The sequence below is a fragment of the Collinsella stercoris DSM 13279 genome (assembly GCF_020735465.1).
GTDB classification, from domain to species: Bacteria; Actinomycetota; Coriobacteriia; order Coriobacteriales; family Coriobacteriaceae; genus Collinsella; species Collinsella stercoris.
Genome location: NZ_CP085935.1, coordinates 232,161 through 246,698 on the forward strand (window position 1 = coordinate 232,161; position 14,538 = coordinate 246,698).

At 64.1% G+C, this 14,538-nt stretch carries 8 protein-coding genes and 6 tRNA genes; 12 read left to right on the forward strand and 2 right to left on the reverse strand.

Annotated features, from left to right (window positions below; translation table 11 throughout):
- Positions 1-102: 102 nt before the first annotated feature.
- The 8 genes from LK434_RS00980 to LK434_RS01015 all read left to right on the forward strand — a co-directional run bounded on the left by LK434_RS00980 (position 103) and on the right by LK434_RS01015 (position 10,070).
- On the forward strand, positions 103-1,137 hold the full coding sequence (locus tag LK434_RS00980; protein WP_006722111.1) for an ABC transporter permease: 1,035 nt from the start codon (positions 103-105) through the stop codon (positions 1,135-1,137).
- A gap of 25 nt (positions 1,138-1,162) precedes the next feature.
- Positions 1,163-2,104, forward strand: coding sequence for an ABC transporter permease (locus tag LK434_RS00985; RefSeq protein ID WP_040361951.1), 942 nt, complete (start codon positions 1,163-1,165; stop codon positions 2,102-2,104).
- 3 nt (positions 2,105-2,107) lie between these two features.
- Positions 2,108-3,241: an ABC transporter ATP-binding protein gene (locus LK434_RS00990; RefSeq protein ID WP_006722109.1), complete on the forward strand. Its 1,134-nt coding sequence runs from the start codon at positions 2,108-2,110 to the stop codon at positions 3,239-3,241.
- Positions 3,242-4,264 carry an ABC transporter ATP-binding protein gene (locus tag LK434_RS00995; protein ID WP_006722108.1) on the forward strand — a complete coding sequence of 341 codons (1,023 nt, stop codon included), beginning with the start codon at positions 3,242-3,244 and terminating at the stop codon, positions 4,262-4,264.
- 229 nt (positions 4,265-4,493) lie between these two features.
- The gene (locus LK434_RS01000; RefSeq protein ID WP_006722106.1) at positions 4,494-6,296 is read left to right on the forward strand and encodes an ABC transporter substrate-binding protein; all 1,803 of its coding nucleotides are present in this window, start codon (positions 4,494-4,496) and stop codon (positions 6,294-6,296) included.
- A 226-nt stretch (positions 6,297-6,522) separates the two neighbouring features.
- Positions 6,523-6,612 (forward strand) — tRNA-Leu (locus LK434_RS01005).
- A gap of 117 nt (positions 6,613-6,729) precedes the next feature.
- Positions 6,730-9,054, forward strand: a complete 2,325-nt coding sequence (locus LK434_RS01010) for a SpoIIE family protein phosphatase (RefSeq protein ID WP_006722104.1) — start codon at positions 6,730-6,732, stop codon at positions 9,052-9,054.
- Positions 9,055-9,341: 287 nt separating this feature from the next.
- Positions 9,342-10,070, forward strand: coding sequence for an anti-sigma factor antagonist (locus tag LK434_RS01015; RefSeq protein WP_040361906.1), 729 nt, complete (start codon positions 9,342-9,344; stop codon positions 10,068-10,070).
- Positions 10,071-10,405: 335 nt separating this feature from the next.
- Here the strand turns inward: LK434_RS01015 and LK434_RS01020 are convergent.
- Together LK434_RS01020 and LK434_RS01025 are read right to left on the reverse strand one after the other, a co-directional pair.
- Positions 10,406-10,479 (reverse strand) — tRNA-Cys (locus LK434_RS01020).
- Positions 10,480-10,522: 43 nt separating this feature from the next.
- Positions 10,523-10,598, reverse strand: a tRNA-Gly gene (locus LK434_RS01025).
- A 940-nt stretch (positions 10,599-11,538) separates the two neighbouring features.
- On the opposite strand from LK434_RS01025, the gene LK434_RS01030 reads away from it, so the two are divergent.
- The 4 genes from LK434_RS01030 (at position 11,539) to nrdD (ending at position 14,486) form a co-directional block, all read left to right on the forward strand.
- A tRNA-Val gene (locus LK434_RS01030) sits at positions 11,539-11,613 on the forward strand.
- A 3-nt stretch (positions 11,614-11,616) separates the two neighbouring features.
- Positions 11,617-11,692, forward strand: a tRNA-Gly gene (locus LK434_RS01035).
- 43 nt (positions 11,693-11,735) lie between these two features.
- Positions 11,736-11,809: transfer RNA gene (locus tag LK434_RS01040), tRNA-Cys, on the forward strand.
- 454 nt (positions 11,810-12,263) lie between these two features.
- On the forward strand, positions 12,264-14,486 hold the full coding sequence (gene nrdD, locus LK434_RS01045; protein WP_006722099.1) for an anaerobic ribonucleoside-triphosphate reductase: 2,223 nt from the start codon (positions 12,264-12,266) through the stop codon (positions 14,484-14,486).
- Positions 14,487-14,538: the final 52 nt, after the last annotated feature.

The following is a 14,538-nucleotide window of genomic DNA, read 5'->3' on the forward strand; positions in this document are numbered from 1 at the left end:
TAATCACCGCAGTATTGATAAATCGGTGACGTACAATTGCAATTTACGCTGCGTCGTACTGTAGCGAAGTGTAGTGTCCAAGAGACTAGGGAGGGTATCGCTGTGCTCAGGTACATCCTCAAGCGAATCCTGCAGTTCATCCCGGTCTTCCTCGGCGTCACGCTCATTCTGTTCATCCTGCAGAATGTCGTGCCCGGCGACCCGATCAAGCTGATCGCCGGCGAGAGGAAGATGGATCCCCAAACGGAGATGAACATCCGTGCGGCTCACGGCCTGATCGTGACCGACGAGAACGGCGACATCGTGTTTGACGAGAACGGCGACACGATCGAGACGCCGATGGTGAGCCGTTACTTCACCTACCTGGGCAACCTGCTCCAGGGCGACCTCGGCACTTCCTACCAGAAGGGCCGTGAGGTCAAGGATATGATCTTCGAGGCGTATCCGTACACGGTCCAGATCGCGGTGGTTGCCATCATCATCGAGGCGATCGTGGGCATTGGCGCCGGCATCATCTCCGCCATCAAGCGCTACTCCTTTTGGGACATCCTGGTCACGCTCACCACGTCCGCGCTCGTCGCCATGCCGGCGTTCTGGCTCGGCCTGCTGCTGCAGCTGATCTTTGGCATCTGGCTCAAGGACGTCACGGGCGGTGCCTTTGCGCTCCCCGTCTCCGGCGTCCCCGGCCCACACCCGCAGTTCCCCGGCTGGACCTACTACATCCTGCCCGCCGTCACGCTGGCGGCGGTATCCACCGCCTACACGGCGCGCATCATGCGCTCGCAGCTGGTCGAGGTCATGAACCAGGATTACATCCGCACCGCCAAGGCCAAGGGTCTCTCCAAGCGCTCGATCATCTTCCATCACGCGCTCAAGAACGCCCTCATTCCCGTCGTCACCTATATTGGTATGGACTTCGGCGCGATGCTCGCCGGCGCCATCCTCACCGAGACGGTCTTCAACTGGCCCGGCGTCGGACAGATGACCTACGTCGCCATCACGCAGCGCGACTGGCCCATCGTCATGGGCTCCATCACGGTCATCGTCATCGTGGTCATGATCATCAACCTCATTGTCGATGTGAGCTACGCGTTCCTCGACCCGCGTATCCGCCTTGGCAACAAGAGCGAGAAGTAGGGAGGGAAGCGCTATGCAGTATCCAATGTCCAAGATGGGCGATCAGGCTCGCGCCGCCGCGGCCGAGGCCCACGTTGTGGCCGACAAGTCCGATAAGCCCACGCGCACCCTGTGGGGCGACGCGCTCAAGCGCCTCAAGGAGAACAAGCTCGCGATGTTCGCCATCGTGTGGATCTTGTTCATCGTCGTCATCGCCGTCACCGCCGACCTCTGGGTTCCCCAGACGCTCGGCAACCCCACGGCGTCCGACACGGCCACCATGGCGGCCAACTCCCGCCTGGCCCCGTCCCTCGAGCACCCGTTCGGCACCGACACGCTCGGCCGTGACGTGCTCTCCCGCGTCATCTACGGCGCGCGCATCTCGCTGACCGTTGGTATCGTGGCCACGGGCATCTCCACCGCCATCGGTCTGGTGATGGGCGCCATCGCCGCCTACTACGGTGGCATCTGGGACACCATCATCATGCGCCTGGCCGACACGTTCCTCGCCTTCCCGTACACACTGTTCGTCATCGCCATGATCGCGGTCGTGGGCAACGGCATCCAGAACGTGTTCATCGCCATCGGTATCCTGGGCTGGCCGCAGATCGCCCGCGTGTTCCGTAGCGCCATCCTCTCCGTCAAGGAGAGCGACTACATCGATGCGGCGCGCTCCATGGGCGCCTCCGACCTCCGCATCATCGCCCGCCACATCTTCCCCAACTCCGTCGCCTCCATCGTGGTGTACGCCACCATGAACATCGGTGGTGCCATCCTGACCGAGTCTGCCCTGTCCTTCCTGGGCATGGGCGTCATCCCGCCGGATCCGTCCTGGGGCACCCTGATCCAGGAGGGCCAGAAGTTCCTGCAGACCGAGCCGTGGCTCATGATTCTGCCCGGCCTCGCCATCCTGACCACCGTTCTTGCGTTCACCTTGCTGGGCGACGGCCTGCGTGACGCTCTCGACGTGAAGATGAAGGACGCGTAAACCATGGCTAAGAAGAACGAGAATTACAAGGACCTCAAGGAGCAGCCGATTCCCGAGGGCCAGCACCTGCTTGAGGTCGACGACCTCAAGATGTACTTCCACACCGAGGACGGCGTGGTGCACGCGGTCGACGGCGTGTCCTACACGCTCGATCGCGGCGAGACCCTCGGCGTGGTGGGCGAGTCCGGCTCCGGCAAGTCCGTGACCGCCATGACCATCATGGGCCTCATCAACATGCCTCCCGGAAAGATCGAGGGCGGCTCGGTGACCTATCGCGGTCACGATCTGCTCGCCATGTCCGAGGAGGAGATGCAGCACGTCCGCGGCAACGACATCGCCATGATCTTCCAGGACCCCATGACCTCCCTGAACCCGGTCTACAAGATCGGCCGTCAGGTGGGCGAGGGCCTGCGTCTGCACCGCGGCTACTCCAAGCAGGAGGCTCTCAAGCGCGCCACCGAGCTGCTCGACCTCGTGGGCATCCCCGAGCCCGAGAAGCGCGTGAACCAGTACCCGCACCAGTTCTCCGGCGGTATGCGCCAGCGCGTCATGATCGCCATGGCGCTCGCCTGCGACCCCGACATCCTCATCGCCGACGAGCCCACCACGGCCCTCGACGTGACCATCCAGGCGCAGATCATCGAGCTCATGCAGGAGATGCAGGAGAAGAACGGCAACGCCATCATCATGATCACGCACGACCTGGGCGTCGTGGCCGACATGGCCGATAAGATCATGGTCATGTACGCCGGTCACCCGGTGGAGTTCGGCACCGCCGACGAGATCTTCTACGAGAGCCGCCACCCCTACACCTGGGGCCTCATCCGCTCGATCCCCGAGCAGGCGACCGACGAGAAGAAGCCGCTCACCCCGATCCACGGCAACCCGCCGTCGCTCGTGAACCTGCCCCAGGGTTGCGCCTTCGCGCCCCGTTGCCCGTTCGCCACGGAGCTCTGCCACAAGGAGCGCCCCAAGAAGTTCGTCATGGGCAACGGCCACTACTCCGAGTGCCACTACGCCGATGATGACGCGTTCGTCAAGAAGTTCGCCCCGGACACGTCCCGCTCGCGCGGCACCATGCCCACCGCGATTCCCGATGACGCAAGCGTTGCAGCCACGAAGGGAGGCGAGGCCTAAATGGCAGACACTTCCATGCCCCTGCTCAAGGTCGAGCACCTGACCAAGGAGTTCCCCACCGGTTCCGGCTTTTTGGGCGGCAAGCTCTCCAAAAAGGTCGTCTCCGCGGTGAACGACGTCTCGTTTGAGATTCGCGCCGGCGAGACCTTCGGCCTGGTGGGCGAGTCCGGCTGCGGCAAGTCCACGACCGGCCGCGCCATCATGCACCTCGACCCGCCGACCTCCGGCAAGGTGTACTTTGAGGGCAAAGACGTCTCCAAGATGAACAAGGCGCAGCTCAAGGACATGCGCCGCGAGATGCAGTTCATCTTCCAGGATCCGTACGCGTCCCTGAACCCCCGCATGACCATCGGCGAGATCATCTCCGAGCCCATGGTGATTCACGGCATCGGCACGCCCGAGGAGCGCATGGATCGCGTGCGCGAGCTGTTGGACGTCGTCGGCCTCAACCCGGAGCACATCAACCGCTACCCGCACGAGTTCTCCGGCGGTCAGCGCCAGCGCGTGGGCATCGCCCGCTCGTTCATCCTGCGCCCCAAGCTCATCATCTGCGACGAGCCCGTCTCCGCGCTCGACGTGTCGATCCAGGCGCAGGTGCTGAACCTGCTCAAGGACCTGCAGAAGGAGTACGGCACCGCCTACCTGTTCATCGCGCACGACCTGTCCGTGGTCCAGCACATCTCCGACCGCGTGGCCGTCATGTACCTAGGCAAGATGGTCGAGCTCTCCGACTGGAAGAGCCTGTACGCTGAGCCGAACCATCCCTACACCCAGTCGCTGCTCTCCGCCGTGCCGATCCCCGATCCGGACGTGCAGAAGAGCCGCAAGCGCATCATCCTCGCTGGCGACCCGCCGAGCCCGATCGACCCGCCGAGCGGCTGCCGCTTCCACACGCGCTGTCCCATCGCGCAGGCCAAGTGCTCCGAGAGCGCGCCTGAGTTCCGCGAGGTCGGCGAGGGCCATTACTGCGCCTGCCACTTTGCCAAGCCGTTCCCCATCAAGGAGTCGCACATCGACCTGTAACGGTTTGCATGCCGCGCGCGATGCGTTCTGAGCTCGCGCGTTCGCTGGGGAGCGCCAAGGCTCCTGCAAGCGGCGAGTTCTTTACGCTTGCGCCATGCGCTTATCGAGAGGCCACCTTCGGGTGGCCTTTCTGCTATCGCGGCTGAATACTGCGTGGATTACGCGGCTGTGTGCGCCTTTTGCTTTAGAGTGGAGACCATGATTAACGCAAGAGCCGGGAGGGCCCGAGATGATCGATAGGCGTACGTTGCTGGGCGGTGCGGCGGGTATTGCCGCCGGCATGGGGTTGTCCGGTTGCGGTAGGGCTGGTAGGGGCTCGGTGACGAGCGCCGAAGACGCCCCCGCCACCTGGGTGACGGTTCGCGTGGGCGTTCCCCAGGCGATCGATCCGCTCCTCGTGTCCGACCGGGCTGGACTGCAGGTCTTACACGCCCTGTTCTGCCCGCTCACGCGCATCGAGGACGGTCGTGCGGTGGGCAACGCGGCCCGCTCGTTCGAGGTGTCCAAAGACGCGCGCACGGTGACGTTCCATCTGGTCGAGGGGGCGACGTTCCATACCGGCGGCGTCGTGACCGCGTCGGCGTTCAAGCGCGCGTGGGAGCGCATCGTCAAGCCGCTTGATCAGGATGAGCGCTCCGGCAAGGACAAGCGGGATGAGGACGCCGAGGAGTTTGCGCACAGCCGATGGGCCGAGCTTCTCTCGGCCGTCGAGGGCTACGAGGCCCTGCATGAGGGGCGAGCCTCGGAGTTGGTGGGCCTGCGCTGCCCCGACGACAACACGCTCGTCGTGACGCTCAGCCGCCCGTTCGCGGGGTTCGCGGAAGTTGCGTCCCATCCGGCGCTCGGCCCCGTTCCCGCCAGTGCCGATCAGGATCCGGAGGCCTTTGCGGCCCAACCCGTCGGCAACGGCCCGTTCGCGCTCAAGGAGCCGTGGGATGGCAAAACAGGCCTGGCGCTCGCCCGTTTTGACACGTGCGCCTATGGCGTGGCGAGCGTCGAGGGCGTGCAATTTGTCATCGCGGGGGAGACCGTGAGCGGCTACCACCAGTTCCAGGCGGGAAACCTCGACATCTGCGACGTCCCCGTGGACCAGCTCGAGGACGCTGAGGAGACGGCGGGAGCCTCTGCGAACGCGTTCGACATGTATCCGGGCGAGCGGCTGGTGCACGGCGCGGAGCCGGGCTTGACGTATCTGGTGTGCAACACACGCGTGTCCCCGTTCGACCGTGCCGAATTCCGGCGCGCGGTGTCCTGCGCGATCGATCGCGAGACGTTGTGCCGCAAGGCCCTCAACTACAGCGCCGAGCCGGCGTGGAGCCTCGTTGCCCCGACGGTCGGTGAGATGCCCTCATGGGAGGCATGCACGTTCGATGCCGAGCGCGCCGTCGAGCTGGTGGAGGCGCTGAGGAGCGAGGCGGTCGACGCGGCGGAGGCAGGCACGGATCCCGCGATGGGCTCCGCCGAGGCCGACGGTTCCGTTGGGGCCGCCGGCTCCGCGACGGCTCCGGAGGACTCCGAAAACTCCGCCGTGGCCGAGCCCGCTGCCGAACCCCTGGAGCTCGACTTCACGCTCTTGCGCCGCAAGGGCGGGGTGCAGGGGCATATCGCCGACCAGGTGACGGCCGACCTCAAGGACGCCGGCGTGACGGTCAAGACGGAGGCGCTGGACGCGAGCGACCTGCTCGAGCGCCTGAGCCAAGGCGAGTTCTCCTGCGCCGTGGTGACCTGCGACCCGGTGGCGGCCACGCCTACGGCGACGGTGGAGGCGCTGTTTGGCGCCTCGGCAGGACGCGCTGCCTGGTCGGGCATGGACGCCGGCGAGAGGTCCGCGGCGGTCGATGCGGTCGAGGCGGCGGCTGACGACGCGGCGCGCGAGGAGCGCGTGCGCGAGGTCGTCACGCTGGCGGGGGAGAGCCTGGACGTGATCCCGCTTGTGCACCCCGCATACACCAAGATCGCGACCGAACGCGTCTCGCATGCCCGGGTCGACCCCTGGGGTGCCGTCGATTGCGCCACGGTCGAGCTCGCCTAGGGCGTGGACGCCCGCCGCAGGCGGCGGTTGGCCGCGGCGCATGGCGGGTTGCCAACTGCAGCCGACGCGTACCGCTGCGTTGAGCGGCGATATACCGGCTCAAGCGCGGCACCGGGATTGACCGCCCGCATGCGCAAAAACTTTTTTGAAAAAGGTCTTGCGCGCTCGGCCAAACTCGGGTTATTATCTTCCACGTTGCAGACGCGGAAACGCGAACACAACAAACGTCGGAGTGGCGGAATTGGCAGACGCGCTAGCTTGAGGTGCTAGTGACCGCTTTTTGGTCATGCGGGTTCAAGTCCCGCCTCCGACACCACGCAATAGACACGCGAGCCCCTTGCGGGTTCGCGTTTTTGCTATATATCGCACGCGATTGTGCGATGCGTACGTCATCTTGCGCGCTCGCGTCGTTTGGACATGGCGGAGGTGGCGCATGGAGCACATGCACAACGAGGAATTGAACGACGTCGCCCGCCTGGTCGAGGTGACGAGCGATGCCGTCGCCATATGCGACGAGGACGGCTCTGTCCGCCATGTCAACCGCCAATTCCTCGCTCTGCGAAAGTCCGGCAGGGCCCAGCTCGTGGGGACTGACATAAAAGACCTGCTGTACAGCACGGAGTTCGAGCGCTCGACGGGGCACCAGATGCCCTTTTCCGCCGACGGCGAAGAGAACACGCTCATGCTCAAGCTCCCCGATGGCTCGTTCATCCCCGTTCGCGTGCGCGCGGTCGAGCTCGGCGAGGGCGGGCAGGGCGACGCGCCCGGCCACCGCTACGTCGTCGCCATCCGCAGCCTTGAGGAGCAATACGCGCACGATCGCAAGACGCAGCGCCTGCTCTCGGAGCTCCAGGCGGCCAACAAGCGCCTCTCGGGCACCCTGTCGGTCATCATGTCCACCGTGGGCTCCAGCGATATGGCCACGCTGCTCGACACGGTGCTCAACCGCATGACCGAGACGCTCGACGCGACGGGCGCCACCATGTACTTCGCCGAGGGCGGAGGCTTTAAGCTGCGCGGGGTGAGTCACGCGCTCGCGGGTCTCTACGTGCCCGATTTCATTCCCTACGGCGCGGGCATCCCCACGCACGTGCTGCGCGAGCAGCGCGCCTGCCGGCTCTCGCTCGTTCCCGCCACGCCCGCCGACCCCACGGCCCCCGGGTCCTTCTACGACTTGGACGCGCGCGTGCGGCACAACTTGCGCCTCCAGGATATGCCGCCCTTCAAGACCATGATCGCCGTGCCCGTGTACTTTGGCACGCAGGTCCTGGGCGTGGTGGAGCTCGGCTGGGCGCGCCCGTGCAATCCGCGCGTGTACGACGTGCGCGTGCTCGAGGTGATTTGCGACTACTTGTCCATCGAGCTGGTGGGCGTGGTGAGCAGCTTGCGCGCGGCGCGCGCCTCGGGGCTCACGCGGTCGCTCAGCCGCATTCGAGAGCTGTTGTACGCCCACGGCAAGGAGCCCCTCGCCGCGTGGACCGAGATGACCGATGAGGTGCGCGATCAGCTCTCGTGCAGGATGCTGCCCGTCCTGCACGATCTTGAGCGCGGCGTGTACGTCATCGACTTCGACGGTGGGAGCAAGGTCGATTTGCCGCGCGATGTCGAGGAGATGTTCTTCTCGGTGACCGCGCCCGCCGCGCGCGTGGGAGCCCCCGCCTCGGCCGACTTGCTGGTGGACGAGACGGGCCCGCTCGCCGTGCCGGCAAAGCCCAAGCAGATCCGTCTGGCGCGCGTGGATCGCATCACCTGGGTGGGCGAGTGGCTCGAGCGCCACGGGCTGCCCTGCCAGGGCGTCTTTGTGGATATGGGGCACGAGTCCGACGAGGGGGCGTTCGTGGAGGACGACGGCCCCTTCGCCGCGGTCCTGCCGCCCCGCCGCTTCCTGCTGCTGCGCGACGGCTCCCAGGAGCCCGTGGACGACATGGAGTTCGATTACCTCACGCACCTGGCGCACGACTTCGAGCTCATCATGGACGGGGCGCTGCAGCAAAAAAGCGAGTGCAGGATCGCGCAGACCCTGCAGGCCGGCATGCGCAACGACCTCGGCTCCGTTCCGGGCATCACCGCGGACTCGCTGTACTCCTCCGCGACGCGCCAGGCGCTCGTGGGTGGCGACTTCTACACCCTCATCCGCCTGCCCGACGATCGGGCCGTCATGATCTTGGGCGACGTCTCGGGCAAGGGCGTGGAGGCGGCGTCCATGTCCGCGCTCGTCAAGACGGCCCTGACCGCCTATGCGTGGGAGGGGGCGAGCCCGGCGCGCATGGCCCGCTCGCTCAACCGCATGGTCATGAGCTTCTCGCGCGTCGAGACGTTCGTGACGGTGTTCATCGCCAAGCTCGACCTGCGCCACGGGCGCGCGACCTACTGCTCCGCCGGCCATCCGCCCACCATGCTCCTGCGTCTCGACGGCGCCGGGCAGGCGGAGGCCGAGCTGTTGAGCGTTCAGTCGGGCGTGGTGGGCGCGTTCTCGACCATGGCGTACGAGAACGGCACCTTCTCGTTTGCCCCCGGCGACATCCTGTTCATGTATACGGACGGCGCGATCGAGGCGCGCGATGCGGGCGGGGACTTTTTTGGCGAGGAGCGCCTGCGCGAGGTGCTGCTCCGCGCCGCCGCCGGTGGGGTGGACGGCCTGTGCGGGAAGGTCCTCGATGAGCTCGACCGCTTTACGGGTTCCGCGCTCGACGACGATATTGCCCTGGTGGCCCTGCGCTTTGATCGAGAGGGGCGGACCGACCGCGCCGCGTTGTAGCGCGCGGTGCGGGGAGGACGGAGGGTTGGCCGGGTCGGTGCGGGCCGGGTGCCGGGGCGGTTGTCCCGTGCCACACCGCGCCGCCCCAAGTCGCGTTGTGCATGCGGGGAAGACGATGGGGGTGGCCGAATCGGGGCCGGGCCGGTTTGGGCACGTTGTGGCGGACGATGCGGGCCGCGCAGGTGCCGGGGTAGGTCAGTGCCGAGCGGCGAACGCGCGGCGCCGGCGAGGCGTCAAGGCGCGGACATGGGGGTATCGAGTCGCGGCGAATGGGGAACCATAGCACCATGAACGAGTGGAACGACATAGCCGTCATAGCGCCCGTGAGCGATATCGACATCGCGACGGTGCCGCGCCTGCGCGAACAGCTGGACACGCTGATCGCGGGGGGCGTGCGCCGCGTGCTGGTGAACTGCCAAAACGTCGCGTTCATCGACTCCACCGGCTTGGCGTTTTTGCTCTCGCGGGCGCGGATGCTCCTTGCGCGAGAGGGCCTGCTCTCGCTGGTGAACACGTCGCCTCAAGTGACGAGGTTCCTCCAGATAGCGCGCCTGCTGGACATCCTGCACGTCTCCGCCTCCGAAAAGCCGCCCATTCCCGTGCTTGCCCCCAACACGCCCCCGCTGTGGAGCAAGACGTTTGTCATCCGCGAGGGCGTTGAGAACCTGGGCTCGTATCGCCATCGCGTGGCTGAGCTGCTGGGGACCTTGCCGCTCTCGCGTGACGATTGCTTCGATACGGCCCTGGCGGTGGGGGAGGCCCTGTCCAACGCGTACGATCACGCGTGCGGCGGCGTGGGCAGTTCCATGACCATCGCCGCCTATGCGGACCGCGTGGTGGTGGATGTGCGCGATTGCGGCTGCGGGTTCGAGATCGCTCCTGACGAGGAGCCGCCCGAGAGCCGCGAGCGCGGACGGGGCATTCGTCTCATGCGGATGCTGGTGGACAGCGTTGAGGTGCGCCGCCGCACCGATGCCCCGGGCACGCGCGTCCGTCTGATCAAGCTGATTGGGTAAGCAAGCGCCCCGCCTGTAAGCGAGCGCCCTGCCTGTAAGCGAACGCCCTACCTGTAAGCAAGTGCCCTGCCTGCAAGCGAGCACCCGGCTTGTAAGCAAGCGGTCGGCTTGTTTGGGTAAGCAAGCGCTCCGCCTGTAAGCGAACGCTCGGCTTGTAAGCGAACACCCTACCTGTAAGCAAGCGCTCAGCTTGGGTCGCAGTGCGCTTCGGATCGTTCCATGGGGATAGGCATAGTTGGTTGCAAAGGCGTTGAGACGGTGAAAGACGCCGGGGCGGTGAAAGGCACTTGAATAGCAAAAAGGGCATCCCGCAGGACGCCCTTTTCTCAAGGTGATGGAGGCGGCTCCCGGATTCGAACCGGGGGTAAAGGCTTTGCAGGCCTCTGCCTTACCACTTGGCCAAGCCGCCGATATAAAAAGAGCCGATTAATCAACCGGCTCCTTGCAAACAATGGAGCGGACAACGGGGCTCGAACCCGCGACCCCAACCTTGGCAAGGTTGTGCTCTACCAACTGAGCCATGTCCGCTTGCGAAGAAGTACTATACGCAAACCGCGCGCATTGCGCAACCCCCCAAATGCAAGTTTGTTTTGCATCGTTCATAACCTGGGCGAATCCTAGCCTTTTGCAAATCGAGGGCGTGAACGTTGAGGATTTGGCGGTTGGAGGATATGAACGATAGGAGGATATGAACGATTAGAAGATATGAACGGTCTTCTCTTGTAGGCCCGCTTGTAAACCACTATTTGCGCAGGTACATGGCATGGTAAAACAGGAGGATATGAATGATTCGCTCATATCCTCTGTTGCTGCCAAGAAAATCGCTCATATCCTCCAACCGTTCATATCCTCATCTGCAGGCCGGCATGTGCAACGACCTTGGCTCCGTTCCGGATATATCAAATTTGAGGTGTGGAGGTGGGAGTCTGGAGCGTTGTGGAGGGTGATGGCGCATTTTTGGATGCATGCGGTGGCGATTCTTCGCGTCGATGTTCATCAAATCGATGCCTCATGCCCCTTGCCGACCCTCTTCTCCGTGGGGTAATAGGCTTGGGCGCTGGAAGAGGTGGACCTGGGCGCCAGAGGAGATGCGTCTTGGCGCCAGAAGGGGTCCGCCTCGGCGCTAGAGGAGACGGGTCTGGATGCTACGGGAGGTCCACCTGCACTCTGGAGGAGATGGGAATGGACGCTAGGGGAGGTTCACCTTGGAGCTGGAGAAGATGGGACTGGATATTTGGGAAAAGCGCGTCGGGGCGTTTGGGGCGATGCTGTGGGAGGGTGTGCATCTGGATAAAGAGAACCGCCTCCCATGGATCCCGCTTTAACGGGCATTGACATGCGATTTTGCTGAAAGAGACTCGGTTGAGGACCGCTCTTCGACACGCGATTCAAAATTTTTTGGAAAAAGTTGTTGCATCATGTTTTGAGCTTCGCTATAGTTATCCCCGCGCTGAAGCGCACCTGAGTTGGGCGATTAGCTCAGGGGGAGAGCACTTCCCTGACACGGAAGGGGTCACAAGTTCAAATCTTGTATCGCCCACCATATGCGGACATGGCTCAGTTGGTAGAGCACAACCTTGCCAAGGTTGGGGTCGCGGGTTCGAGCCCCGTTGTCCGCTCCATTGTATGCGCCAGGGCCGATGAGAGTCGGCCCTTTGCATATACGGCGAAGTGGCCAAGTGGTAAGGCAGAGGCCTGCAAAGCCTTTACCCCCGGTTCGAATCCGGGCTTCGCCTCCATAGACTTGCGGTGGACGTCCTAAGGGCGTCCATTTTTTATGGCGGGTCTTCCGCCGACCGCCATCACAACATGTAGGCTTCCTGCGGTTCTTCTGACGGCGCTCTGACCGTTCGCCGACCACAAACGGAGAACTTGTGGATGGCCCCCGCTCGGCGGCGCACGCGCCGTGTGGGATACCTGCAGGTGGGGGCTTCGTGTACGAACCTCCCCGTTCTGTCAAGTTGCGCGCCGTCAAATGAGCATGAAAATAAGCACATTGCGCTGACCTGCATAAACACAATATGTAGTGGTAGCCATTAAGAGTCACACCAGATGTTGAGCACAAAATGGCGTATCATACCCATACAGGCAATGACGAGCCTCGATTCCCGTCACAACCGATTGGTCGCGCGGGGTCGGGGCTTTCCTATCCAAGCACGGAAGCACGTACGTTCAGGGTCGCGGAGGAGTTCAATGAAGATCATCAAGCGCAGCGGTTCGGAGGTCACGTTCGACCTTCAGAAGATCATCAACGCCATCAATGGCGCCAACAGCGAGGTGAAGAGCGGGGAGCGCCTCACCGACCGTCAGGTTCGCTACGCTGCCGAGAACGTCGCCGAGCGCTGCGAGACCGCCGGCCACACCGTCTCCGTCGAGGAGATCCAGGACATGGTCGAGGACGAGCTCATGGCCCTCGATCGCTTCGAGGTCGCCCGCCACTACATCATCTACCGCTACGTGCAGGGCCTGAAGCGCCAAAAGAACACCACCGACGACAAGATCTTGTCCCTCATCGAGTGCAACAACGAAGAGGTCAAGCAGGAGAACTCCAACAAGAACCCCACGGTCAACTCCGTGCAGCGCGACTACATGGCCGGCGAGGTCTCCAAGGACCTCACCCAGCGCGTGTTGCTGCCCGCCGAGGTGGTCGAGGCCCACAACGAGGGCATCATCCACTTTCACGATTCGGATTACTTTGCGCAGCACATGCACAACTGCGACCTCGTGAACCTCGAGGACATGCTGCAGAACGGCACCGTCATCTCCGGCACGCTCATCGAGCGCCCGCACAGCTTCAGCACGGCGTGCAACATCGCCACGCAGATCATCGCCCAGGTGGCCAGCTGCCAGTACGGCGGTCAGTCCATCTCGCTCACGCACCTTGCGCCGTTTGTCGAGGTCAGCCGTCAAAAGATCCGCCGTCAGGTGGAGGCTGAGCTCGTCGAGCTTGGCGTGGATGCCCCCGAGGAGAAGGTCGTCGAGGTCGTTGAGGGCCGCTTGCGTGATGAGATCCGCCGTGGCGTGCAGACCATCCAGTACCAGGTCGTGACCCTTATGACGACGAACGGCCAGGCTCCGTTCGTGACGGTGTTCATGTATCTCAACGAGGCTCGCAGTGAAGCTGAGAAGCGTGACCTCGCCATGATCATCGAGGAGACCCTGCGTCAGCGCTACGAGGGCGTTAAGAACGAGGCCGGCGTGTGGATCACGCCCGCGTTCCCCAAGCTCATCTACGTGCTCGAGGAGGACAACGTCCGCGAGGGCTCCGAGTACTTCTATCTCACCCAGCTCGCCGCCAAGTGCACCGCCAAGCGCATGGTGCCCGACTACATCTCCGAGAAGAAGATGCGCGAGCTCAAGCTGTCGAAGGGCGAGACGGAGGGCAACGGCGATTGCTACACCTGCATGGGCTGCCGCAGCTTCCTCACGCCCGACCGCTCCGGCAACGGCTACGACAACGTGGCGCGCGCCAAGAACTACGAGCCTGGCAAGCCCAAGTACTACGGTCGCTTCAACCAGGGCGTCGTGACCATCAACCTGCCCGACGTGGCGCTGTCCTCGCATCAGGACATGGATGCGTTCTGGGAGATCTTCGACGAGCGCCTCGAGCTCTGCCACCGCGCCCTGCGCTGCCGCCATGAGCGCCTGCTGGGCACCCTGTCCGACGCCGCCCCGATTCTGTGGCAGTACGGCGCCCTGGCGCGCCTGGACAAGGGCGAGACCATCGACAAGCTGCTGTACGGCGGGTACTCCACCATTTCCCTGGGTTACGCGGGCCTGTACGAGTGCGTGAAGTACATGACGGGCTACAGCCACACCGACGAGCACGGCACCCCGTTCGCCATGGCCGTCATGCAGCGCATGAACGACAAGTGCGCCGAGTGGAAGGCCGCCGAGAACATCGACTACTCGCTGTACGGCACGCCGCTCGAGTCCACCACCTACAAGTTCTCCAAGTGCCTGCAGCGCCGCTTTGGCATCATCCCGGGCGTGACGGACAAGGGCTACATCACCAACAGCTACCACGTCCACGTCTCGGAGGAGATCGACGCGTTCGACAAGCTCAAGTTCGAGAGCCAGTTCCAGCGTCTGTCCCCGGGCGGCGCCATCTCCTACGTCGAGGTACCCAACATGCAGGATAACCTCAAGGCCGTCATCCGCGTGATGCAGTACATCTACGACAACATCATGTACGCCGAGCTCAACACCAAGAGCGACTACTGCCAGGAGTGCGGCTACGACGGCGAGATCAAGATCGTGGAGGACGACGGCAAGCTGGTGTGGGAGTGCCCCCACTGCGGCAACCGCAACCAGGAGACGCTGAACGTGGCGCGCCGCACCTGCGGCTACATCGGCACGCAGTTCTGGAACCAGGGCCGCACCGAGGAGATCCGCGACCGCGTGCTGCATTTGTAGGTGGATTTAGCGTGTGGGGCCTTGCGCTCCCGCTTGATTTGCTTGGACGTGG

Coding starts and splice junctions, on each gene's coding strand:
- LK434_RS00990 (WP_006722109.1), top strand. CDS start 2,108: ATGGCTAAGAAGAACGAGAATTACAAGGACCTCAAGGAGCAGCCGATT.
- LK434_RS00985 (WP_040361951.1), top strand. CDS start 1,163: ATGTCCAAGATGGGCGATCAGGCTCGCGCCGCCGCGGCCGAGGCCCAC.
- LK434_RS01010 (WP_006722104.1), top strand. CDS start 6,730: ATGGAGCACATGCACAACGAGGAATTGAACGACGTCGCCCGCCTGGTC.
- LK434_RS01015 (WP_040361906.1), top strand. CDS start 9,342: ATGAACGAGTGGAACGACATAGCCGTCATAGCGCCCGTGAGCGATATC.
- LK434_RS01000 (WP_006722106.1), top strand. CDS start 4,494: ATGATCGATAGGCGTACGTTGCTGGGCGGTGCGGCGGGTATTGCCGCC.
- nrdD (WP_006722099.1), top strand. CDS start 12,264: ATGAAGATCATCAAGCGCAGCGGTTCGGAGGTCACGTTCGACCTTCAG.
- LK434_RS00995 (WP_006722108.1), top strand. CDS start 3,242: ATGGCAGACACTTCCATGCCCCTGCTCAAGGTCGAGCACCTGACCAAG.